The organism is Haliscomenobacter sp. (assembly GCF_033763495.1).
GTDB lineage: Bacteria > Bacteroidota > Bacteroidia > Chitinophagales > Saprospiraceae > Haliscomenobacter.
Window position 1 is genome coordinate 26,795 of the sequence record NZ_JANRKL010000056.1, and the last position, 23,823, is coordinate 50,617.

At 45.3% G+C, this 23,823-nt stretch carries 20 protein-coding genes; 10 read left to right on the forward strand and 10 right to left on the reverse strand.

Annotation, left to right across the window (positions count from 1 at the left end):
- The first annotated feature begins 448 nt into the window (after positions 1–448).
- The 3 genes from SFV55_RS06560 to SFV55_RS06570 are packed head-to-tail and all read left to right on the forward strand — an operon-like array spanning position 449 to position 4,584.
- Complete coding sequence (locus SFV55_RS06560; RefSeq protein ID WP_320028678.1) at positions 449–994, forward strand: heme NO-binding domain-containing protein; 546 nt, start codon at positions 449–451, stop codon at positions 992–994.
- A gap of 13 nt (positions 995–1,007) precedes the next feature.
- A complete protein-coding gene (locus tag SFV55_RS06565; protein WP_320028679.1) occupies positions 1,008–3,878 on the forward strand; it encodes a PAS domain S-box protein in 2,871 nt (956 codons plus the stop codon).
- 10 nt (positions 3,879–3,888) lie between these two features.
- On the forward strand, positions 3,889–4,584 hold the full coding sequence (locus SFV55_RS06570; RefSeq protein ID WP_320028680.1) for a LytTR family DNA-binding domain-containing protein: 696 nt from the start codon (positions 3,889–3,891) through the stop codon (positions 4,582–4,584).
- Here the strand turns inward: SFV55_RS06570 and SFV55_RS06575 are convergent.
- The 10 genes from SFV55_RS06575 to SFV55_RS06620 form a co-directional block, all read right to left on the reverse strand.
- Positions 4,579–5,475, reverse strand: coding sequence for a glycosyltransferase family 2 protein (locus SFV55_RS06575; protein WP_320028681.1), 897 nt, complete (start codon positions 5,473–5,475; stop codon positions 4,579–4,581). The genes SFV55_RS06570 and SFV55_RS06575 overlap by 6 nt on opposite strands.
- Positions 5,476–5,512: 37 nt before the next feature.
- Positions 5,513–6,328, reverse strand: a complete 816-nt coding sequence (locus tag SFV55_RS06580) for a class I SAM-dependent methyltransferase (protein ID WP_320028682.1) — start codon at positions 6,326–6,328, stop codon at positions 5,513–5,515.
- Complete coding sequence (locus SFV55_RS06585; RefSeq protein ID WP_320028683.1) at positions 6,309–7,604, reverse strand: oligosaccharide flippase family protein; 1,296 nt, start codon at positions 7,602–7,604, stop codon at positions 6,309–6,311. Before SFV55_RS06585 ends, SFV55_RS06580 begins: the two co-directional genes overlap by 20 nt.
- Positions 7,601–8,719, reverse strand: a complete 1,119-nt coding sequence (locus tag SFV55_RS06590) for a glycosyltransferase family 4 protein (RefSeq protein ID WP_320028684.1) — start codon at positions 8,717–8,719, stop codon at positions 7,601–7,603. The genes SFV55_RS06585 and SFV55_RS06590 overlap by 4 nt, the downstream gene beginning before the upstream one ends.
- Positions 8,709–8,834, reverse strand: coding sequence for a hypothetical protein (locus tag SFV55_RS06595; protein ID WP_320028685.1), 126 nt, complete (start codon positions 8,832–8,834; stop codon positions 8,709–8,711). Before SFV55_RS06595 ends, SFV55_RS06590 begins: the two co-directional genes overlap by 11 nt.
- Before the next feature lie 7 nt (positions 8,835–8,841).
- Positions 8,842–10,005: a glycosyltransferase family 2 protein gene (locus tag SFV55_RS06600; RefSeq protein ID WP_320028686.1), complete on the reverse strand. Its 1,164-nt coding sequence runs from the start codon at positions 10,003–10,005 to the stop codon at positions 8,842–8,844.
- Positions 10,002–11,456 carry an O-antigen ligase family protein gene (locus tag SFV55_RS06605; RefSeq protein WP_320028687.1) on the reverse strand — a complete coding sequence of 485 codons (1,455 nt, stop codon included), beginning with the start codon at positions 11,454–11,456 and terminating at the stop codon, positions 10,002–10,004. Before SFV55_RS06605 ends, SFV55_RS06600 begins: the two co-directional genes overlap by 4 nt.
- A 132-nt stretch (positions 11,457–11,588) precedes the next feature.
- Complete coding sequence (locus SFV55_RS06610; RefSeq protein WP_320028688.1) at positions 11,589–12,770, reverse strand: glycosyltransferase; 1,182 nt, start codon at positions 12,768–12,770, stop codon at positions 11,589–11,591.
- A gap of 8 nt (positions 12,771–12,778) precedes the next feature.
- Positions 12,779–14,893, reverse strand: a complete 2,115-nt coding sequence (locus tag SFV55_RS06615) for a GumC family protein (RefSeq protein WP_320028689.1) — start codon at positions 14,891–14,893, stop codon at positions 12,779–12,781.
- Complete coding sequence (locus SFV55_RS06620; RefSeq protein WP_320028690.1) at positions 14,890–16,788, reverse strand: acyltransferase family protein; 1,899 nt, start codon at positions 16,786–16,788, stop codon at positions 14,890–14,892. Before SFV55_RS06620 ends, SFV55_RS06615 begins: the two co-directional genes overlap by 4 nt.
- A 257-nt stretch (positions 16,789–17,045) precedes the next feature.
- Between SFV55_RS06620 and SFV55_RS06625 the strand changes: the two genes are divergently transcribed.
- The 7 genes from SFV55_RS06625 (at position 17,046) to fdhD (ending at position 23,817) form a co-directional block, all read left to right on the forward strand.
- On the forward strand, positions 17,046–17,420 hold the full coding sequence (locus tag SFV55_RS06625) for a response regulator transcription factor (RefSeq protein WP_320028691.1): 375 nt from the start codon (positions 17,046–17,048) through the stop codon (positions 17,418–17,420).
- Positions 17,421–17,562: 142 nt separating this feature from the next.
- Entirely contained in the window at positions 17,563–18,330 is a 768-nt protein-coding gene (locus SFV55_RS06630) for a sugar transferase (protein ID WP_320028692.1), read from the forward strand.
- Between the two features lie 36 nt (positions 18,331–18,366).
- A complete protein-coding gene (locus SFV55_RS06635) occupies positions 18,367–20,046 on the forward strand; it encodes an RICIN domain-containing protein (protein WP_320028693.1) in 1,680 nt (559 codons plus the stop codon).
- Positions 20,047–20,260: 214 nt separating this feature from the next.
- Positions 20,261–21,601 (forward strand): carcinine hydrolase/isopenicillin-N N-acyltransferase family protein, encoded by a 1,341-nt coding sequence (locus SFV55_RS06640; RefSeq protein WP_320028694.1) that lies wholly within the window; start codon positions 20,261–20,263, stop codon positions 21,599–21,601.
- Between the two features lie 175 nt (positions 21,602–21,776).
- On the forward strand, positions 21,777–22,505 hold the full coding sequence (locus SFV55_RS06645; RefSeq protein WP_320028695.1) for a metallophosphoesterase: 729 nt from the start codon (positions 21,777–21,779) through the stop codon (positions 22,503–22,505).
- Positions 22,506–22,514: 9 nt separating this feature from the next.
- Positions 22,515–22,955, forward strand: coding sequence for a DUF4112 domain-containing protein (locus tag SFV55_RS06650; RefSeq protein WP_320028696.1), 441 nt, complete (start codon positions 22,515–22,517; stop codon positions 22,953–22,955).
- 10 nt (positions 22,956–22,965) lie between these two features.
- Positions 22,966–23,817, forward strand: coding sequence for a formate dehydrogenase accessory sulfurtransferase FdhD (gene fdhD, locus SFV55_RS06655; RefSeq protein WP_320028697.1), 852 nt, complete (start codon positions 22,966–22,968; stop codon positions 23,815–23,817).
- Positions 23,818–23,823: the final 6 nt, after the last annotated feature.

The following is a 23,823-nucleotide window of genomic DNA, read 5'->3' on the forward strand; positions in this document are numbered from 1 at the left end:
TTGCCAATAAATTGGCTGGTAAAGAGTGGAAAGATACATCCTTTTAGGCATTTTTTGCCCCCCAAAACACAAAATATTCATGCTGGAAATCAGAACACCAATTAAATATTATTTAGTAAACTTATTCATTTTCTTGATAATTATCGCAAAAAAAATTGTAGGTTTATACGCCATTTCAGCAGTTCTCGGTTTAAAAAATTATTGCCAAAAGCAGTGTGTTTAAGGTAAAATAAACCAGAAAGCTGACACATTGATGGCAAAGGTTTGATTTAGATTTAACAAATTCTAGATTTTATTTTGTTGTAAAAGCCGTCAACAAATCATTTAAAGGGATAAATCGAAAGTTTTCGGCTGTTACTTAGATTAGGTTTTAAACCGAAAATTTCTGACGCCATTTCTATCTAATCACTAATGTTTTTATTTATTTAACAGAAAAGATTCCATTATTATGAAAGGAATGGTCTTTGTTCACCTATTAGAAATGGTTGAAAATGAATTTGGCGAACTGCTTTTGGAGTCGGCCATTGAACACGCACAAACATCAACCCAAGGTGTATTCACCTCTGCAGGAACCTATCCTGCGGAGGACATGCTGAAACTCGTGGCTTCACTTTCAGAGTTAACCCAATTGCCTCCATCAGCTTTGTATCAACACTATGGGCGCTATTTGTTCAGTAAGTTGTTTGCATCCTATCCCATGTTTCCTCAGGAAGTGCTCAACAACGCATTTTCCTTCCTAGCATCAATTAACGATGTCATTCATGTAGAGGTACACAAACTATATCCCGATGCTGAATTACCCAAGTTTATAACTCATTATCACGATGAGAACAAAATGATTTTGGAATACACTTCCAGCCGCAGAATGAGTGATTTAGCGCTAGGTTTGATCGAGGGATGTCTCCAACATTTTAAAGAAGATGTAGAAATTCAAATGGTACCCTTGCTAGAAGATGGAACAAGTGTCCAGTTTACGTTGATCCGCAAACCGTAAATTCAGGAGGAGAATGGATGAGGTTACGATGTTGCGAAAGAAGTTGGAGCGAGAGCGGCTTGCGAGAAAAGAAGCAGAACGACTTTTGGAAGAGAAAGCGCTCCAACTCTATTTCAGCAATGAAAAACTTCGGCAACTGAATGCTGACCTTGAAAAACAAGTCGCTTACCAATCCAGCGAGTTAAGGGTGCAACAGGAGCGGTATCGTAGTTTGATTGAAAGTGCCGAAGATTTGATGTTCTGGATGAGCCCTGGAGGCATTTTTACTCAGGTCAACCCGGTGGTGTTGCGTATTCTTCAGAAAGAACCTTCGGAATTAATTGGTACACACTATCTTGAAATAGTACCCGAAGAGTTTAAGCACAAAGTCAATCGCTTGCACCAGCGGCAGTTTGAGCGAAAAATCCATACCACTTATCTGGAATTTCCGGTCCTTAGTTCGAGTGGGCAGCAAATTTGGTTAGGCTTACGTGTCAGTCTGGTGATCAAGAATGGTGAAATTGTGGAACTGACTGGGCTTGCGCGCAACATCACTCATCGGGTTGCAGCAGAACAGAAACTGTCTTTACTGAATACCCGTTTCATTGCCTTATTGGAAAATTTGCAGGCAGCCATTCTAGTTGAAGATGAGCATCAAAATGTAGTTTTGGTCAATCGAAAATTCAGTGACTTTTTTGATGCATATCTCTTTCAGAAACAATTTCAGTCCAAACAGGCCAGGGAGTTTATGGAAACCATCGACGCCAGTTATCTCGCTACGCCAATTCTGACTAGCTATACCCAATCCAACTCATTTACCACAAAAGTCCTTCAAAAAGAATTGGCCCTCAATGATGGCCGGATTTTGGCACTCAGTCTTATTCCAATTCAGCAAGGGGAAAAAAGCCTGGGTCGTCTTTGGTTTTTTGAAGATGTCACAGATCGTAAACACAACGAGCTTAAAATCAGAAGAAGTGAAGAGAAGTATCGAGGAATCATGGAAAACATGGAACTCGGTTTGTTGGAAGTGGACCAAAATGGCATCATCACTCGTGCATATGATCGTTTTTGTGCCATGACTGGTTATACTGAAGAGGAGTTGTTGAATCAGGATGCAACGAAGATGTTACTTCCTAAGGAATACCATGGCTTAATGCACAATCAGAACAACAATCGAGTTAAGGGAGAACCAGGTGTTTACGAAGTTGAATTGATTCAAAAATCTGGTGAAAGAAAATGGATGTTGATCAGTGGTGCACCCTTCTACGATGAAATGGGTAAAGTTGTAGGCTCCATTGGTATCCACTATGATTTATCTGACATTAAGCGACTACAAGGAGAGTTGGAAGAAGCCCGGCAGGAAGCAGAAAAGGCCCGTGATGCCGAAAAAGACTTTTTGGCCAATATGAGTCACGAAATTCGCAACCCGATCAATACCATCGTTGGGATGACTTACTTGATGATGGATACGGAACTGAGTGAAGAGCAGCTCAGGTTTCTGAATAACATCAAACATACTTCTGACATTTTAATGGCTCTGGTAAGTGACATCTTGGATATTACCAAAATCACCCAGGGCAAGATGGATTTAGCCTTGCGGGAAGTCAATCTCGCAGAGCTAATCAATGTAAATGCCCAGGCCATGGCCTTTAGAATCCAGGAAAAGGGCGTCCATTTTGAACATTACATAGACCCCGAACTCGATGAAAATCTTTATGTCGACCCAACTATCTTGAACCAGATTCTCCTCAATTTACTTGGCAACGCCAATAAGTTTACGGAGAGGGGAAATATCACGCTGAGCGCAATTTGCCAAGAAAAAGACGAAAAAAAGCTGCGGGTTATCATCAAAGTTGCGGACACAGGTATCGGCATTCCCGCAGATAAATTGCCATACATTTTTGAGCGATTCAACCAAGCAGGGAAAGCGACCAAGCACAAATACGGGGGTACGGGGCTAGGCTTGAGCATTGCCAAACAACTGGTTGAAATCCACGGCGGAGTCATCAATGTACAATCAAAAGTGCATAAAGGCAGTACGTTTTGGATAGATATCGTCTTCGAAAGAGCTGGAGTAAGGGCCGAAAACGAGTTGCCTAAACCAAGCATTGATCTTGATGCAAAAAAAGAGCAACTTCAATTGTTGATTGTGGAAGACAACACCTTGAACCAGCAGTACATCGCTGGAGTTTTGCAACGGAAGGGATTCCGGTATCAAATTGCCAATCATGGCCGAGAAGCCTTAGAAATATTAGAAAAAGATTGCTTTGATCTCATCTTGATGGACATTCGGATGCCAGAGATGGATGGATATGAAACCACGATTCGTTTGCGAAATATGTTGCACAACCCCAACCATAAAATCCCAATTGTAGCACTTACCGCTTCGGCATTGCTGGATGAAAAAGAAAAGGCACTCCAAACAGGAATGAATTATCACCTGACCAAACCCTTTACTCCCGATCAAATTGAAGCGGTGATCATTCAATCTATGAAAGATCGGGCACCAATAAATGGCCAGTTAGAAGCACAAGTTGAGCCAGGTATCCATCCCGAGTTGAATCAGGATGAAATTAACGAATACTACTTGGGAGATTTGGAGCATTTTCAAATGATGATTGGAATTTTTAACCGCCAAACACCACTTCAGATTGAAGAAATGAAGTCGGCTCTTGCTGAAAAAGATTGGAAACTAATGAAAGCCCTTGCCCACAAAATGAAACCTAGTTTTCAAATGGTCGGTTTAGGGCATATTTTTCCGATAGTGCAGGATTTGGAGCAAATGCTAGAATCGCCTCATAATCAGGTTGATATTGAACGGCAATTCGAATTACTGGGCGATCAAATTGAAAAGGGTTTGCACATCACGGTTGCTCAAGAGGCTTTATTGTGTCTAAATATTTAAAAATATTACCATGGAGTTACGCTGTATCATTGTAGACGATGATGAAATGTCAAGAGTAAGTCTGCAAAAATTTTGTGAAAAGATTGAAGACCTGGAGGTAGCCGCTGTTTGTAAAAGTGCCGCACAGCTAATTGAGGTATTGGAACAAGAATGGGCGGATTTTATCCTGCTGGATATTGAAATGCCAGGTTTGAGTGGCATGGATTTGGTCAAAACCGTGACTCATCTTCCGTACATTATCTTCACTACTTCCCGCACCGAATACGCCACTCAGGCATTTGAATTCCAGGAGCGGATTGTCGATTTTTTGGGCAAACCCGTTTCCTTCCCACGCCTGATCAAAGCAATTGACCGGGTAAGAGAAAAGGTAGAGCAAAACCATCTGCAAAAGACCACCGACGACATCTTCATCAAAACGGATGGCCGAATTGTCCGCATTCCGGTAGATGATTTGTTGTATATAGAAACCGTGGGTGACTATGTCATGTTTTTTACCAATGATGCTAAATACATGGTTCATTCAACCTTGAAGCGCATCGATGAAAAACTCAGCCACCCGCAATTGCTAAAAGTTCATCGTTCTTACATCATCAATTTAAGCAAAGTAGTAGATATTGAAGACAATACCATTGTGATCAATAAAAAAGTTATCCCGGTATCCCGGCAATACAAACCCCTATTACTGCGTAAGATCGATCCTTTATAAACCGCTTAGGTTTTGATACCCAAGATTGCCGCGACACCAATCAAACAAAGCTTTTTGAAAAGCTCTGAGGTGATGGTACTGCTTGGAGCGCCATAAGGTGAAAAGTCGCAGGGGCACCACCAACAAGAAAAAATAGCTGATAAAAAGCCAGCGCTGTACCACAGGCCTAAAACGCTGCATAAACACCAAGCGATTACGGGTTAAGTAGTACAGTTTAAGGGGTGAGTCCAGACCAGTACTCAAAGAGGCCTTGTGGTAAATACGGGCTTGAGGAACTACCAAGATTGCATATCCAGCAGCTCTAATGGCTTCGGACCAAGCTAGTTCCTCATAGTATAAAAAAAAGTCTTCGGACATGCCCCCCACTGTTTCCCAAACCTCTCTGCGGATGATCATCGCTGCACCATGCACATAAGGCGTGGGCTTTGTTTCAGGAAACTGCCCTGATTCAATTTGATGTTGGCCAATCAACTCGTTCTGCCCTCGCCAATTCAAGGGCGTGAATCCTGCATACTGGATGCGTTCTCCGGACTCATAGTAACAAATTAAGGGAGATAAAGCCCCTATTTTAGGGTCTTTGAAACCTTCCAAACAGGTTTCAAAGAATCCCTCAGTTACAATGGTATCATTGTTCAACAAAAAGAAAAAATCTCCTTCTGCGATACTCATCCCCTGGTTATTGGCGGCGGCAAAGCCGATATTATCAGGATTGATGATCAATTTTAAATTAGGGCAGGCTGCTGAAAAATCAGCAGAATGATCAATTAGCGGCGCATTATCAATCAAAACGACTTCGTAATTTTGGAATGACTGTTCTTTTAGTGATTCCAAAAATGCAATCGTAGCTTCTGGTTGGCGGTAGTTTACAGTGATGATGCTAATGTGTTCCATTGTTATTCAATTGTTGGGGAGAACGAAAATTGTTGAGTTAAAAATCAATAGGCTTTCTGCCCAATACATGAATGGCATTTCCCTTCTCTTTGGATTGGAACCAAGGATCCAGTGCAATCAAAAACTTTGCTATTACCATCGTGGGCAATTGTAAAATAACGCCACCTTTTTTGCCCAACCAGGCTAGTTCCCATGCAAAGCGGGAAAGGAGTCCATCAGTGTGTTCTGCCGCGACGACTTCAAAACCTTCTTTCTCAAATCGCTGTACCAAGCCCTGCAAATCGTAAACCTGCCCTACGTGCTCTTCTTCCAGCCAGTGGTGGTGTTCTTCGAACCAGGCTTCGGGCAACAAAGTACGTTGTTCGCGGTTGGGGATTTTTACCAAAAAGTATCCGCCCGCTTTCAGCCGATCGAATACCGCCGCAAAAGGCATCTCCGCTTCTGGGATGTGTTCAAAAACGTCCACTGAGAATACAAAATCGTACTGTGGCCAAACTACTGTTTCTTCAATTTTGTGGTTGACGACTTGAATCTGGTTCGATAAATTCGCTTGATCCAGGACCCTCTCAAAAGTTTGGCAACGCTCCTGATCTACATCCAGGGCTGTTATTTTTGCTTTTGGCAAAAGGTCGGCCATCATCACACTGTACTCGCCGTAGCCACAGCCCAAGTCCAGCACTTTCTGCCAAAACTCAAAAGGTAAATCTTTTAAAATCCGCTTAAATACTCTGGATCGGGCATAGTTTCCTACGTTGGTGTATCCAAAGATGCCTTGAAACAATTTTGCCATGAAGGGCGAAGCTTGCATACGCTCGCTGGTCAAATATTGTAGCCTACCGAAAACTAGAGACATGGTGAAAAGATTTTTGAAGGTTTTGAAACAACAATTGATAATAATACCAGGCGTTTTTGATCGCTGGCACCAATAAGGGCCCCCTACTTTGCGCCAACAAGCGTTTACTGAGGAAAATCGTAAGCCCAGTGGCCAATAAGGTGGCAAAAGTTGCTCCAGCGATTCCCCAATAGGGTATAAATAGGAGGTTGAAAACAAGATTGACCCCTACACTGATCCACATGATGCGGAAATTGAGCTGAGGTCGGCCACTGGCTTCCAATTGTAATCCCATGATTCGGCCAAAGGGTTTGACGATCGCCATTAAGGCAAAAATCCTTAAGCAAGTGCTTGCCGCCAGGTAATTGGAGCCAGCCAGAATCCAGATCATCAAGGGAGCCGTAATCAGTACCCCAATGGCTAGAGGGAGCCCGCTCGCAACCATCAGCCCGAGGCTCTTGTTGAGGTTTTCCTGAGTGAAAGATTTATCACTCATCTCCGGAAAACTAGCCTGTGCAATGGCATTCAGCGGGATTTCAAGGTAATAGCTGATTCTTGAAGCAACACTGTACAAACCTACTGCTGTAGGGCCCAGCCAATACCCGATCAACAAGGCATCCGTCTTTTGGTACAACATCGATCCTAAACTGGTGCCTGCTGAATATTTGCCAAAACGGTACAATGCGATGACCTGCTCCCAGGATGGTCGTGTGGCGGGCAAGCGTAGCCTAGCCGCCCAGGCTCCCAATAGGTAGCTCAAAGATTGAATCAGCAACAGGGTAATCAGGCCAAAGTCCATTTTTAAAGCATATAGCCCTACATACATCAGCAAGAGACTAAGGCTCATGGCTAAAGCCCCATGACCTGCGCGCTTGAACCGAAGCTCATTGATGGCCTCACTCTGGGTCAGTTGGTACAAACCAGCGGTAATGGCCAACACCGGATACCAGGCACAAAGGAGACTCAACATCGGCATGTCCAAAAAGTCCTGCACCAGCCAACCCAATACCCCGATCAGAGGGATCAGAACCAAGGTAATTCCTGCCAGGAGCGTCCAGGCGGCGGCCTTCCATTTTTCGGCTGGAACATCGAGTCTTTGCCGGGACAAATAAATCCAGGCATTGTGCACAAATGTGGCCCTCAAGCCTTCTGCCAGTGAGAAAAACAGGAGGAAATAAGACCAAGACCCCATGTCCGATAAGCTCAATACCCGATTGAGCAGGATGAAAGCCAATACTTGTGCCGCCATGGGCAACAGTTGGGTCAAAAAAGCAGCTTTTACATTATTCAGGTTCATGCCCCTAAGATTTGATGGTAAAACTGCTCAGTTTGTGCAACCACACTGGACCAGCTAAAGTGTTTTTGTACATGCTCCCGGCCATTGCGTCCCATTTGGTCCGCCCAAGCTGGATCCGCATAGAGTTTATTGACCGCTTCGGCCAAGGCTTTTGAATCTCCCATCGGAAAACGCAAACCGTTGTAAGCGTCTATAATTACTCCTTTTGTTCCGCTCAAATCACTGGTTATTGCGGGGCGACCATTGGCCGATGCTTCCAGCAGTACCAGCCCCTGTGCCTCCATAAAAGAAGGCAAGACCAAGGCCAATGCCGTTTGCATGGCTTCCAATACATACGCATTGTTTCTTTCCCCCAACAACTCAACTCGATTGCTCAACCCTTTGGATTGAATCATGGCTTCAATTTTTGGCAGCTCTGGTCCATCACCAATTATTTTGAGTTTTATAGCAGGTGAAAAATGGGGGAAGGCATCCATCAGTACTCCAATTCCTTTAATCGGATCCAATCTTCCCACAAACAACAACTCGTCCCGATTCACCATCTTATTTCCCTCCAGCCCTTCGTTTACGCCATTCGGAATTATCTTTACGGGCGAGGAAACTTGTGGAAAAACTTGTTTTAGCTTGGCCAACAAGCCATCGCTCACTACAATCAGCCCGCGTGCAAACTTGGAGGGCCTTTTTTCCAGCAACTCGGCCAGCAATCCATGCAACCATTGGTCCACGTTATTTCTGCCCATTTGTTCTGCTGCGGTTAGTCCGTGGTAAGTCACTACACTTTTTTTAAGTACAGCTTTGGTCGCCAGACCACCACTACGCCCTTGTAAATGAATCAAATCGTAGCTGTAAGCATTATTTTTTAGCCAGCGGCGTACGGCCAGGTTAAAAAACAATTCTTCTAAAGTCAATTTGAACACAGGCAACCTTCGCCCGGGTACAAATGGAAGTTTGATCAAATTCCGTCCTTCTACCGTTTCTCGCTGAAGTTTCTGCCGAAAAGACCCCGCAGTTAGGATACTGACGCTGTGCCCTGCCTTGAGCAAAGCCTCACTAAGTAACCAGATATGGGTTTGAATTCCGCCCGAGAAAGTATCGGGCAGAGATTTACAAACCATTAGAATGTTCAGATTTTTCACCGCGTTTTGGTTCTTTGTCATTAAAAACTCCCCAGATGAAGCCAATCATTGCAATCAGCAATAAAAGTCCCCAAGGCATTCCTTCTCCTAGCATAGTATGTTTAATTGTGATGTGTTGTGTGGATAAAGGTCCGATTGGCGTGTCGTATCCGCAACGTTGCTTTCAAGGTTTGCCAAATGATAGCTGGCAACTTAAGTAAACTCAGGTACTGCTTGCTCTTCCAAAATTCTAGTGGGATGGCAAGCAACATTCCGCCTACATTGAGGCCAAACAGGGTCAACCAAAACCCAGGATAAGAACCCAGAACAAGCGCAACTGCACTGATCAAGAACAAAAAAACGGGCATCAAAAGCCGTGGCGGCAAAGCCAATTGTAGTACCCGATGAAAACAATCCAGGTTGCCCAGCGTCAGCGCTTTTAATCCAGTAGGAAAAAAGCGACGTAGATTGGCGTATTGTGCGGCAATCCAGCGCCGTCTTTGATTGTGAAAATTTTGTTGACCACGCACTTTTTCATCCCACACTATGGCTTCGGGGCAATAGTAGATGTACTCACCAGCAGCGGTGTATCTGATTTCGAGCTCCTTGTCAAACCCGCCTACTGCTGTGTTTTGAGCCATTATGGCTTTAAAAAGCTGATATTCAAAAGCCATTCCTGAGCCAGACAAACGAGAGGACAAACCAAGTGCGTTGTGCCCTAAGCAGTAAATATGATTGTTCACGTCTTCGCTTAATCCGTCCAGAATGGCAGTGGGGGTGTCCGCATTTTTACCAATGCGTTGCCCCTGCACTGCTTTCCAACCTTGGGCCAGGCTGGCATTCATGAAGTTCAAAAAATCTGGAGCCATGATGTTATCGGCATCCAGCACCACCACGGCATCATAATTTGAGGGTAGCGTCACCAGAGCGACGTTGATGGCTTGCACTTTGGTGGATTTTTCAAAAGAAACTGGCAACACACGAATCGCTAATTGATTCAGGCGCTCCAAGGTAGTAGTTTGTAGTTGGTCGGCGATCACACACACATCGTACTGGGCACTTGGGTAATTTTGATCCAGCGCAGCCCGAGCGGTTTGTTCGATCACCAAATCTTCTTTATAAGCAGGGATGAGTACCAAAAAACGGCGCTTTGCATCCTGTTCTTTCCAGGTAAGCGGCCTGCGGTTCACCAAGCTGGCTGCTACCGAAAACAAGGCCACAAATCCAGCACTATATGCAAAATAAAGCGCGGCAACAAGGCCTATGAGGGTCAGTATACTATTCATAGTGAAATGGATTTATCAGTTTGTTCCAACTCTTTTTCGTACAGAGGTGAAAGGAATATAAATGGAATCAATACATTCATAATCATTCCAGTAGGCATTTGGCCAAACACCTGATTGCCGTAGCTGGACAGTAATACACCGCCAATAGAGGCGTACATCGCCATTGCTTTGTACCGGATCTGCTGGTTTTTTAGCCGCCAAATCACGCTGGCACCTTTGCCCATGATATACCCTAAGATGAACAAGTGTAGTGCAACACCTACAGTACCTGTTTCTGCCCAGATTTTGACATACCAACTATCGGTTGCCGTTTTTGCCAATAAAGTGTTTGGGCTAAATCTTGCGCCCCAAAAACCGGCTGTTCCAACCCCTCCACCCATAGGGCGGCTGCTCAGGTAGCGACCAAAAGTCTTTTGGTTGTTCAAGCGGACCATCAGCGATGGATTTTTTGGGTCAAGTGCGGTTCGCATGCGTTGTACCTGTTCAACACCTTGAAAAGCAAAGGTGAATTTGAGGATGTAAAAGGCAGTGCCCACCACAATTAGACCGGCAGCCAGGATTTTAAAGTTTTTGGAGGCAATCAAAAAAATCAATACTCCAGCGGCAGGAACGGCCAAGGCACCTCTGGTGCCCGAGATGGCAAAGCCTAAAAAGGTGATAAGTGCAGCTATTGCGAACCAAATCCGTTTGCGCATAGGGAAAGGCCCCAGGGCCAAAATACCACACATCAAAGCCACCATGGCCTGAGATGCACCAAACTGGCCTGCATCGCTGTAATAAGAAAAAACCCGTAGTTTACCGTGTAAAATATGCTCCTCATGGTGGTTTTCTGCATACAACCAATGGTGCTCAGCGGCATCGACCCCCATCAATAATTGGCGAAAACCCCATGCAGTACCCAACAAAGAAAGCCAAATGATGAACCGAATGACCCGATCTTGATCGGCATTTTTGCGGAAGTAAGTAAACACGAGCACAAAGGACATCAACTGGTAAAAACCTATTCCGCGCATTGCGTAAAACCAGGCTACTGCACTATGTGCTTCAGGGTTAACCAGTTCCAAAACAATGTACAACATCCAGATCGATGCCAGCATCATAATGTCATTGCGTACTGCACTCCAGTCTTTCAGCCGGTATTGTTTAAAAACCCAGCCTAGTGTACTCAAAAAAAGCAAAACATCCAGGGTCAATCCCCAGGGCGCATCCATGTACCGGGCCATACCTGAGGATAAAAACCCCATGATCACAGCCCAGTATATTCCTTGCTGAGGGTCGATGATCAACCAAGCGGCAAAAAACAGGAGAAAAGGCAACAAGAGCATTACTGAACTCATCAATAAATCGCCGTTTCCAAAAAACAGACTCAAACCCAAACAAAACACACTCACTCCAGCCCCGATCAGGAACTTTCTTTGTTGTAAGAGCGAAATGTGTTGAGCGATGGTCATTTTAAATTGCTTTTGCTTGATTTGATGATTCAAAATTAAGGCAGATTCGCCCTCTGATCAGAACTCTTAGGTTTTTGGAAAAAATGGGAGGGATTGTTGCGAATTGAAGCGTTTTTTGGAAATCGCCCTATTTTAGGCTGGGTTTTCCAGCTTTTCAATCAACTTATTGAGCTGTAAGGCCCGGGCTTGCCAGGTTTGTTGGGCAGCAAAGCTGCGCCGCTCATTTTGCTTATCCAGGTGATCAAGGGACAGTTCCATCCGCAGGGCCTGGATAAAACTTTCGGCCTGGTCGGCCACTGTAGCCCAAGGCTGAAGTTGATGCATGTCCCCAAAGCCGGTGCTGACTACGGGCAAGCCCAAGGCCAGGTACTCATTCACTTTCATGGGGTAAATCCCGGCAGTGAGGTCGTTGCGCAAAAAGGGGATAATCCCCGCTGAAAAATGCTTCATCCGTTGTGGCAATGCCTGATAGGCTACGGGAGGGTGGAATTGAACATTCCCAAATGCAGCGAGCCGCTGCTGAATGTGTGGCTGTTGTAGGCGACCAGTAAATGAAAAATCGTACTCCGGCAAAGCCTGTATTACTGTTTCCAACAAATCCAGATCAATCCGTTCGTCAAGGCTACCCACATAACCGATGATTGGTCTACTTTGGGGAGAAATGTCTCTTTGTGTTTGCAAAAACAAAGGGTCAACCCCATTGGGAATTTGCAGGGCAGGTTGGCCATTTTGTCGCTTTTGCGCCAACAATTGGCTGCCTGAACAGACCAGGGCATCTGCCGCTCCGATGGCTTCCTTTTCGAAGCGGGCCGCATGGCGGTCTGTCCACTGAGCTGCGGCGATTTCATCGTAGCAGTAGTAAATGTTTTTGCTGGCGGGCAATTTTTGCAGTGCGCGGTCATACAGGGCTTGGCAGGCATTGATCGTCACAAAATCATCACCATTCCAAACTCGAATTGCTTTGGTAAGACTGGATTGTACCAAAAAGCTATTGATGCAGTGAACCACCCGGAATGCAAACCCAGGAGGCAGCCCGTTGATGGGTAACAATGGCGGCAAACTCCAAACCTGCAATTGAGGGGAGATACGACGGATTCGGGATTTCAATCCGAGTACGCTTAGGATGGGCAGCCCTGGTTTCTTGCCCAGTAAAGCCATCATTACATCTTTCCAGGTATACGTGTAATCGACATATAGCACCGTACGATGTTCGCTCATGGCCTTCATCAACTCTACGGTCGATTTGGTGTAGTTGCCAGCCCATGCGGGCAGGGCCAAGCAGAGCAGCGGTTTTACATTGGTAGTTTGGTTCATGGCTTTGATCAGGAATATTGCAAGGTTACCATTCTTTTCAACCAACGGCGTGGCATGTTTCTGCGTTTGGGCACTTCACCAATGACGTCTTCCATGTGATCTAAATCCAGCGCATTTAAAAACAGATGTGCGGGCTTATCTGCACATTCCTTGATGCGACTCAAGGCGCGTTCGTCTGCTTTTGACCAAACTTTGCGGGCATAAGCTATATACACAGAGCTGTTCATTTCATTCAAATTAAGTAAGTGTTCCGATTGCTCCAGCAAGGCGGGAAATTCAACCAAAACCCAGGCGGGTTGTTCCTGCAGACCTTGCTGAATATGTTGCTTTTGAGTGACCCAATCACTAGCTTTGATTTGGTGTACCTGCTGCCCTTTTTGTTCCAGATAAGCAGCGAGGCGGGTAATGAGCCAACTTTTTCCTTCCCCACTGCGATTGGATAAAAAGGCAACAGTGGGGCTTTGCTGGCCTTGATTGCTCATTTTTAGCGTGTGGACTAGTTGCTGCATGGCCTTGTCGTTGATGGCCTGAAAGTCGATTCTTGCCTTTGGACCAATTTTAAACTTGTCGACAAAAGGCAGCGCTGAGGCCAGTTTTAAGCCAGTTTTTTCTTCTGCCCTTGCCACTGAGTTGAGGGATTGATCCAATAGGTACATGGCAATAAATAGCCCCAGTGGAATAAACAAACCTGCCAAAAATGCCATAACCACAAACAACATTTTTTTGTTGGGTTCTGGTTTTTTGGGAAACACAGGTTCGTCGATCACCTTGAGGTTTGAGCTCATCATCATGTTGATCTGGTGCAAGCGGGCCTGGTTGAAGCTGTGTAAATTTTCGAGATAGGCGCGTTCATTGACATCAATTTGCCGTTCCATTCGGCGAATGGCAGAGCCCCAAGGCGCGTATTGATCGTAAATGTGGACAAACTCGGCCTGCCGCTGACGAATGACCTGCATCCGTGCCGTGGATTCTTCTTGCTTGAGCACACTGCTCAACCATTGACTCAATACGTCTTTGACCGGCAAGCCCTCTGGCATATTGGTACTCATCCAGGTTTCATCCACGGTGTTGCGTATATTTTCTCTCACCTTTTCAGCTTGCCTTTTGAGTTTGCGCAGATCATTGCTTGAAAAATCTTCCAGGCTATCGGGCATAATCTCCATCGTACTAATCTTGGTACTCAATTCGGTTAAAGTCTTACGCTGATCCATAATGGATTGGTTCAAACGGGGCAAGTTCACCCTTTGGCGCAGTTGTCCTTCCAACTTTTGAATGGCAGAATCTGCGGAGGCAAGGTTCATCATTTCCTTGTAATACATCTCGTCAAAGTCTTCTTTTTTGCCAGAGATAAAGCGGGTTTGCTCGTAGTAATTGATGACTTTATTGCGGACTTTGAATCCCAATAACTCATCTTCTGCCGCGCGGAGTTCTGCTGCGGATTTTCGGGTAGCTTCGTCAAAAAAAGCCAGTACATCTCCAGACTGCCCTTTTTTCAGGGAGAGCTGTGTTTCCATGATGATTTCTGCCAACAATTTTAGCGTGAGCTGACAAATCCCCGGGTCACTTGTGCGGTAACTGATTTTCAACATGTCGCTATTGCCATACCGCTCCACCTGGATGGTCTGAAGTTGTTCAATCCCAAATAAAGGATGATCAGAGTAAAGCAGTTGATATACGCGACCGTGGCGGTTGCGGTCGCGGAGGTGCATCAGGCTGATTTGAAGCAGTTCGGGATCCTTGGCACGAAGTTTAGTCAATACTTTTGCTCCCAGCTTTTCCTCCAGATCCTGGCGGCTTTCGGGCAACAGCATCCCTTTTCCTGTGCGTTTATCCAAAACTTTAGCCAACAAACGCAGTCCTAATTCTTCCATCGTTTGATACGAAGTTGCGACGTTGATGATGTTTTGCAATTCGTTGTTGGTAAATGCATAGTCGATGCTAGCTCCCTCATTGCTCTCAATGGTATAGTTGGATACCAAACCTGTGTTGATGATGCTATGGGAGGAGTATTGAGGCGCTTGTTTTTTGAGGCTCCCCCAGGTCAAAATGGCCAAAGACAAAGCAGAAAACAGCAACCAATACCAATTGCGCGAGACGATCCTTAAAAAATCTAGTAAGCTCATAGTAGGTCATATATTGAAGTTCCAACAATGTTTTCCAACAGCAGCAGTGCATTTTCAACCGCTGACTTCTTTCTTTCCAGCTCCATTTTGCTTTGAAAATGTTGTTCCATCACTTGGCTAAAATCTTCTACACTCAATTGAGCCTCTTTGAAGTATTTTTCTGCTGCCGTAAGTTTGATCTCGCTGGCTTCTATGACGCCTGCTTGCAGATCGAGCAATTGGATGGATTCTTTGAATCTGGTATATCTGTTGATGACTTCCGCTCGAATCAATTGGCCTTGTTCCGCTTTTAACAGCAGTTCCTTCTCCATCATCAGGCTACGTTTTTGTATTTCTGCTTTTCGGTTTCCAAAGGAACTCAAGGGCAATTGAACATTGACTCCTACTGCAAACTGAACAGCCTTGCGGTTTAAAGAACTATTGATGGCGGTAAATGCTTCGGTATTCGTGCTAACGTAGTTGCCGTTGCCAGCGTCTACCCCTGCTACCACCGAAACATGCTGCATCCACTGGCGCTTGGTAATGTCTCGCTCCAAAGCCAGAATTTCGACCTCGCGATCATTGGCTTTTAAAGCATTGGAATTTTGTTGGGCTCTTTCGATCAGAATGGAAAGAGGAGCAAGCGCCTTCCCCTGCCATCGGATGGTATCGGTTTGTGCGCTTGCTTGGGTCCCCCAAAAAAAAGTTCCCCCTATTAACACTGTAACACTAGTCCTAATCATCAATTGCCGCGATTGCTGCAGCCAGTTCTTCAGCTGCGAAGGCCATTCGCGCTCCATGAAGGGTTTTTCCAGCAGCAAATAGGCCAACACGCTGAACAAAAAAATGGGCACCAACCACAACACCCCGTGCACAAGCATGGATAAACCATAACTATGGATCGATAACCAACCTTTACTCCAATTGCTCAACCCTTCCAAGGCTGCCAAGTGAATCAGATAAATGCTGTAACACATCCCTCCAATGCCCGCTATCCAGGGGCTGCGCAACAGGCGCTGAAAGAATGAAGGTTGAAATGCCAAGGCAAAAAAGGCGCTTAAAGCCAATAAAAAGATCAAAGTGAGCCCCAAGTTTTCAGACCAACTGTACATCATGACCAGCCAGCCTATAAGCACCCAAAGCAGCTTGTTTTTGCCAATGGGAAGTTTGAGTTTTCCTTGTTGATAAAGGTCTGCCAGCCAAATTCCCACCAAAAAATAAGGCAATTGGCCTAGTAAAGTATATTTCAACAAACCCTGCTGCCAGCCCATCACCTGCATCAGCAAAGTGTACAATACAATAATTAAGGACAAGAGCGAGGGGCGGAATCTGGTGGGCAAGTATTTTTTAAAGAACAAAACAATCCATGGTGCCAGCAAGTAGAATTGAATTTCAATCTCCAAAGACCAGGCAACTGGATTAATGACGGAAAATTCGCCGTAACTCAGCGTGTGTACATAGGCGATACTAGCCAGCCAATGTTGCCCCAGGCCATCCGTAATTCGGCCACTCAGCCACACCAATAAGGCAAATAAGCTCATCCAAATCAAATAGGGTGGCTCGATGCGCAGTAAGCGATTTTTAAGGTAAGTGGTATATTGGATTGATTTACCATTCCAGTAAGGCATACTTAGAATGAAGCCACTGATTGCAAAAAACAACAACACTCCGATACTCCCTCGTGAAGCCGCATAATGCAGACTGGAATCAAGCCACTGTGCCTGAAGGTCGCTGCTTTGAATACGGGTGAGTCTTTCGCTCAAATGCTGCACAACTACAGCTAGTATAGCGATGAATCGCAAACCGTCTAGTTCCGGTATATAGGCTCCTTTGCTTAATGGTCTCCTAAGCAAGGGGAGTATATTTAGATTGAATGCGGTACTGTAATTACCCTGAGGGCGGAGAAACAATTTCATAATGTACTGATTTACGCTACAAATGTATAGGCAGTATGTCTCCCAACTCCTCGCTCTTCGGTTAAGCTGTTTTTTTGATCGGTCAATGGCTCTTTTTGGCGGTTTTTGGTAAAGTACCTTAGGCTGGGCCTTTGCACTCAGGTAAATACCATTCATCGAACAATTTTACCAAAAACCGCCAAAACCGTCCACTTGCCCTATTTTTAATACCGCTTCCTGTTGATGCACTATACTTTTGCAGCATCAAAACTTTATTTATGGAATCGAACATACTATTGGTAGAAGACAATGAAATGATGCGCACGTTCTTAGGTCGCATCTTGAGTGCAGAATTTCGGGTGTTTACAGCGGAAACCGCAGAGGAGGCCCAAATCCGTATGGAAGCGGGCCTCCAACCTGATGCAATCGTTATGGATTTAAAACTTCCGGGCCTTAGCGGCTTAGAATGGTTGAATCAACTGAAATCAACACCGGATTTTGCGCACATTCCCTGTATCGTACTTTCCGCTTCCGAATCCGTTGAGGATCGCATCAAATGCCTGGAAGCAGGAGCTGCGGATTTTGTACTTAAACCCTTCCATCCAAGGGAATTAAGCCTGCGCATTGCGCGCCAAGTATCCATTAACGTTTAATATGACGCAAAAAATTACTTCCCGATTTTTTTGAGGCTTTTGAATAGAAAGCTCACTTGAAGTGAACCGTTCGACTTTATTCAAAACCCAAATCGTGGAGTTAATTTTTCTACGTTACTCAATCAACCTTCATTTTCCAGCCATGCAATTTTCACTCAAATACCTAATTGGTCACCCCAGCTATGCCATTCCTTTTTGGAAACGTTGTATAGATGTTCTGGCGGCCAGCATTCTGATCCTCCTCTTGTCGCCCTTGCTTTTGATCATTGCTATCTTGATCAAACTAGAATCGCCAGGCCCGATTATTTATCGCGCCAAAAGGGTTGGCCAAGGCTATCGCGCCTTTGATTTTTACAAATTTCGCTCTATGCGCCCCAATGCTGATCAATTGTTGAAAGGATTGAAACATTTGAACCAGTACGAGCAGCAACAACCAACTAAAAAAGCAGATGAAGTGGCTTACGAAGACCACATTCTGCTGCTTCAAGACGATGGATTTATAGGGGAAGAGGCTTTCTTACAACAAAAAGCACAAAAAGAAGGCAATACTTTCATCAAAATCGAGAATGATCCGCGCATTACCCGCATAGGGCATTTTATTCGCAATACCAGCATTGACGAGCTACCACAGTTGTTCAATGTCTTGCTTGGTGACATGTCTTTGGTTGGCAATCGCCCCTTACCCTTGTACGAAGCAGAGAAATTGACCCAGGATGATTGGGTAGCCCGTTTTGAAGCACCTGCCGGAATCACTGGCCTGTGGCAAGTAACCGAACGTGGAAAGGCCGGGGTCAGCGAAGATGGTCGTAAAAAACTGGATATCGAATACGCAAAACGCTACAGTCTTTGGTTGGATTTGTGGATCCTTTGGCGCACTCTACCTGCTGCTATTCAAAAAGTTCAGGTCTAAACCATTACATCTCTAGAACTATAAATTTTCGACGCGATGCCAACTTCACACACTCGTTTTTTGCATCAAAGTTGGTGCCTGCTGCTTTTTCTTTTTGCCCAATCGGCCCTTGCTCAGGAATCAGTCGCATTTTACATCGTAGCAGATCAAGATGATTGGCAGTTGTTTATGCAAAAAAATGCCTACGCTGATGTCACAAATGCCAAGCAGAAAACGGTTTTTATTACCCTTACGGCAGGTGATGCAGGACTGGGTAAAGGAGGGGATGGGACAGTTCCCTATTATCAAGCGCGAGACAATGGCTCGCGGCTTTCGATAAAGTTTCTGGCCGACATTGCCTCGGTGCCAGATCGTAGTGCCTCGGCTCAATACGTATATGCCAATGCGCACCAGATTTACCACGTGCAGTACAAAAATACCAAAAGTTATTACTTGCGCTTACCCGAGGGCAGTAGTGATGGCAATGGATACCGTGCTACTGGCAATCAATCCTTGAAGCGATTGCGCGACGGAGAAATCTCCAAAATTACTGCGGTAGACAGTTCGGCTACGTATCAAGGCTGGACCGATTTGGTACAAACCATCCAACGGATCATCATTGCGGAAACATCGGGGTTCAGCTATGCTACCTTGAACATACCTGAAACGGATACTTCGCGTAACCCAGGTGACCACAACGACCATCTTTTGGTTGGTGATCTGGCTGAGCAGGCCAGTAAAGAGTTGACTTGTTTGAAACAATATTCTTGGTTGGGCTATTCCAGTGCGGATAAGCCAATGGATTTGAGCATTGATCAGTTGATCAATTACAGTGCCGTTTTTGCCTGTAATGTAGCGGGTACTACTCAAGGCGGATATCGAAGCAATTGGGATACCATGCACAAACAATGGATAGGCAGGGGTGAAGCCAGAACGAGTTCAATCCAATTGGAGGCCTGCGCCGGGGTGACGATTAATTTATTGCAAATTCCGGTGAGGGCAACCCACATCCGCAATAAAGCAACCGGGAAGGTTCTGGAGATCGCAGAGGAAGCCTTGGGGGCTGGTGCTTTTTTGCAACAAGGCATCAGCAAGGAAGCCAATCACCAGGCTTTTTTCTTCAAAAAAACACCTGAAAATTTGTGGAATATTTTGCCCAAACACAGCAATCTGCCACTGGACGCATATGGCGGCAATATCGTTCCAGGTACTAAGGTCTGGCAATTCAGAGTGAATGGTACTTCCGCTCAAAATTGGGTGTTGGAACAAGCCGGAGACAGCAGTTTTTACCTCAAAAATCACAAGAGTAATTTATACCTGGAGGCCAATTTAAATGGAACGGATGTCAGTTTACAAACATACATCGGAAACGATGCGCAACGCTGGTACATCATCCCTGGTAGCGATCCCTTGGGCCCTCCGCAGGATACCAGTAGCACTTTGGTAGCTGTAAAGGAAATCGGAGATCAACAGAACATTTGGAAGGTGTTTCCTAACCCACTACAGTCCGCCAATGAAGTGAGTTTCAGCTTGGCCGAGGGGCATTCAGGCAATGTAACTGTAAAACTGTACACCCTTGGTGGGCAATTACTGAGTCAGGAAAAGTATCCTCAGGTAAATGCTCAAAGTACAGTCCAGTTCACTATGCCGCCGCTTGCACATGGGGTATATTTATTGGAACTTCAATGCTTTGATAAACAGCAAATTTATCGCAAGGTCATTCAATTGGTTCGGTAAAAATTTGGATGATGATTTGAGAATGAAAGGGGCTTTAGCAAACTCTTTTGATCAAGGTAGGGTTAATTATATAAAAGTGCTCGGTCATTATGGCCGGGCACTTAAACATGAGTTATTCTGGATTTTCAAAATAATTCTAAAGCGACATCATTTTCACAAAGAAAGCACAAAGAATCTGTTGCCCTTATTTCCAGGCCATTTTATCAATCTAACTATGTGTGATACCTTCGTCAAAATAACTTCCAATAAACTCATTTTTGGCAAAAACTCTGACCGTGAACCGAATGAAGCCCACGCAATAGTGCGCTTTCCCCGCCAGGAACCTACTGAAAAAAAGCTCCAATGCACTTATATCGAAATCCCTCAGGTTGCCCACACCCATGAAGTCATTTTGTCCAAACCTTTCCAGATGTGGGGTGCAGAAATGGGGGCCAACGAACATGGCCTGGTCATTGGCAATGAAGCGGTATTCACCAAGATCGGTTTCCAAAAGAAAAACCAGGGATTGACGGGGATGGACATGCTGCGTTTGGCCCTTGAACGTTGTACTTCCGCTGATGCAGCCCTCGAATTGATGATCCAACTCCTGGCCGACTACGGGCAAGATGCCTGTGGGGGCTACCGCAATCGCCGTTTTTTTTACCACAATAGTTTTTTGATCGCCGATCGCCACACCGCTTGGGTATTTGAAACTGCTGGGCCACATTGGGTCGCTAAAAAAATTCAGGGACACTATGCCATTTCCAACGGGCTTACCCTGGATTCGGATTACGATCGCATCAGCCCACAGGCGGAGGAGTACGCGAAAGCACGGGGCTGGAGCAAAAAAGGAGTACCCTTTTCTTTTGCCAAGGCTTATTCCGATTGGTTTTATACCCGCATGAGCAAATGTAAGTTGCGGCGCGCTTTTTCTAACCAGGCCATCCAAAACCATCCAGACCTGGATGCCCTCAGTGCGATGCAAATCCTACGCCAACACGGCGACGAGCCTGAAAACGAATACGACCCCTCCCACGGAGGCACCGGCAACGTGTGTATGCATTCCACAGGGCCAACCAACCCCAGCCAAACCACCGGGTCGATGGTTGTTGAATTGCCATTGGATGGCAGCACTCCAACCCTGTGGCTGACTGGAACTTCGATGCCATGCCTTTCTGTATACATGCCCTTCTTTTTTGGTGGAAAAACGCTGCTTACTCCCGAATGGCCCCAGCCAAGCAGCAAGCCCGATGCATCGCTATGGTGGCAAGCGGAACGTTTGCACCGAAAAATTGCCCTCAATTATGCTAGGGGTCGTCAATTGATCGTTACTGATTTATTAGGAATGCAAGTAGAATGGGCGAAAAATGTGGCTGGGCTGATGAGTCAAAAAGCCAATACCCAAGACCTGGATGATTACTCGGCGCAAATATTGCAGCAATATCAGAATTGGCTGAATAACACTTGGCTGAAATCAGAAATACAACAACTTCCTGCCCGTTCGCGAGCCTCCTTGTACGCCTTGTTTCAATATATCAATGATCGTAAGGTGGATTTACGGGACGGTAAAAAATAAAATGTTCATTTTGCCAAAGGATTAGATGAGAAAACGGTTCATTTCAATTGTCATATCTAATCCTTTAGCTCAAGAAAAATGAACATTTATTTTTGCCCCACTACTACGCTAAAATTTTTATTTTGCGGGGTAGATACACCTAGTACCCGCGCAAATCAGGTGCACAACCCAGGCTATGAGAGTTATTCAAATTACCGATCTGCACATCGGACAGGAAGGCGAAGACACTTACTTTGTAGATGTAAGGGAGAATTTTCGACGCATCATTGCCGCCGTGCAAGAGCGCCGACCCAATTATCTGGTGCTTTCTGGCGACCTTTGTTACAGTCAGGGAGACTTGGAAATTTATGCCTGGGTCAAAGAATGGGTAGACCAACTGAAGATTCCCTACGAGGTCATTGCGGGCAACCATGATGATTCAAAACTGTTAACCAAAGTGTTTCAGCGGCAAGTTGATTACCAGCCGGATGGCTTGTATTTTAGCCGCAATTGGGGTGGGCGGCCAATTCTCTTTATGGATACTTCAACCTATAAAGTGGAAACAGCTCAACTGGAGTGGTTGCAGGAGCAACTTCAACAATCGCAGGGCGACATCATCTTATTTATCCATCATCCACCCTTATTGGTGGGCACTCCTTTTATGGACAACAATCACCCATTGGAGGATCGTGACCCGCTGCAAGACATCCTTTGTGCCTATCCGGGCAACATCGACATTTTTTGTGGGCATTACCATGTGGAACGTACCGTGCGTTGGAAAAACCTACTGGTACATCTTACCCCTTCCTGTTTTTTTCAGATTGATTCCCATGCCGAGGATTTTAAAGTGGATCACTACCGTATCGCTTTTCGGGAAATTTCCATTTTGCCTGATTTAACCATTAGCTCAGTACATTACCTTTAGTTACAAACCATGGATGATTTACAGTTTTTGGATAAGTTGGCCGATTTTTTGGACAACCGTTTTCGGATTCCCTTCACTCGGATTCGTTTTGGGATGGATGCCCTGATTGGCCTGGTTCCTTATGTTGGAGATGTGTTTACCTTTTTGGTTTCGGGTGTTTTGGTGGTCGTGTTGGTGCGCAAAGGGGCCAGCGGGATGCTAGGCGTTAAAATGGTGGGCAACATTCTGCTTGATGGAGTAGTAGGCTCAGTACCGCTACTGGGCGACCTTTTTGACATTCGCTACAAAGCCAATTACCGCAATGTACAATTGATGAAAGAGCACTATGAACAAGGCAAACATGGTGGTAGTGCCTGGTGGGTCATCTTTTTGATTTTGGGGGCTTTGCTTTTGATGCTTTTTTTATCCATATATGTAGTAGGCAAACTCCTATGGTGGATTTTTTCATAATGAACCGGCCATGTATCAATCTTCAACCCGAGAAAGGGCAATCATCAAGTTTCGTGACAATCGTTTTGAGACATTAAATGATCATTTGGCCAGTGAAGAGCCTCTCGAAATTCAGTTGGCTTATGGCCCCGTTAGCCAACGGCAACAAATGAGTTTGGCGGTAACGATGCGAACACCGGGAGCTGATTTTGATTTGGTATACGGTTTTTTATTTACGGAAGGATTGATACAAAGCCGCAAGGATGTCCTGCAGATGCGCTATCCAGGGGTACAACTGAGCCCAGAAGCGCAGGAAAACAGCATTTTGGTAGAGCTACATCCGTCTGCGCGATTTGATGCTGCAAGACTACAACGTCATTTTTACACCAGTTCCAGTTGTGGGATTTGCGGGAAAGCCAGTTTAGAGATGGTGCAAAGCCAGTCTGCCTTTTTGTTATCCACTCATCAACCAATCATTCATCCTGACATACTGTTGGGCTTACCCGAGGCCTTACTTCCCCAACAGTCTTTGTTCAATCACACGGGAGGGATTCATGCTGCGGGATTGTTTTCGAGTAGGGGTGATTTGTTGTACTTACGGGAAGATGTTGGACGACACAATGCCCTGGATAAAGTAATTGGAGCAGTTTTACAAAAACAATCTTTGCCACTCAGTGATACCATTCTCCTGGTCAGCGGGAGGGCTGGTTTTGAACTGGTTCAAAAAGCAGTGATGGCTGGCATTCCGATTATGGCTGCGGTAGGTGCCCCCTCCAGTTTAGCAGTTGAATTGGCCGAAGCACATAACCTGACCTTGGTTGGTTTTTTGCGCGATGGAGGCTTCAACATCTATACTGGAGGGGAGCGGATTGTGCTTCAGTAGTGGGGC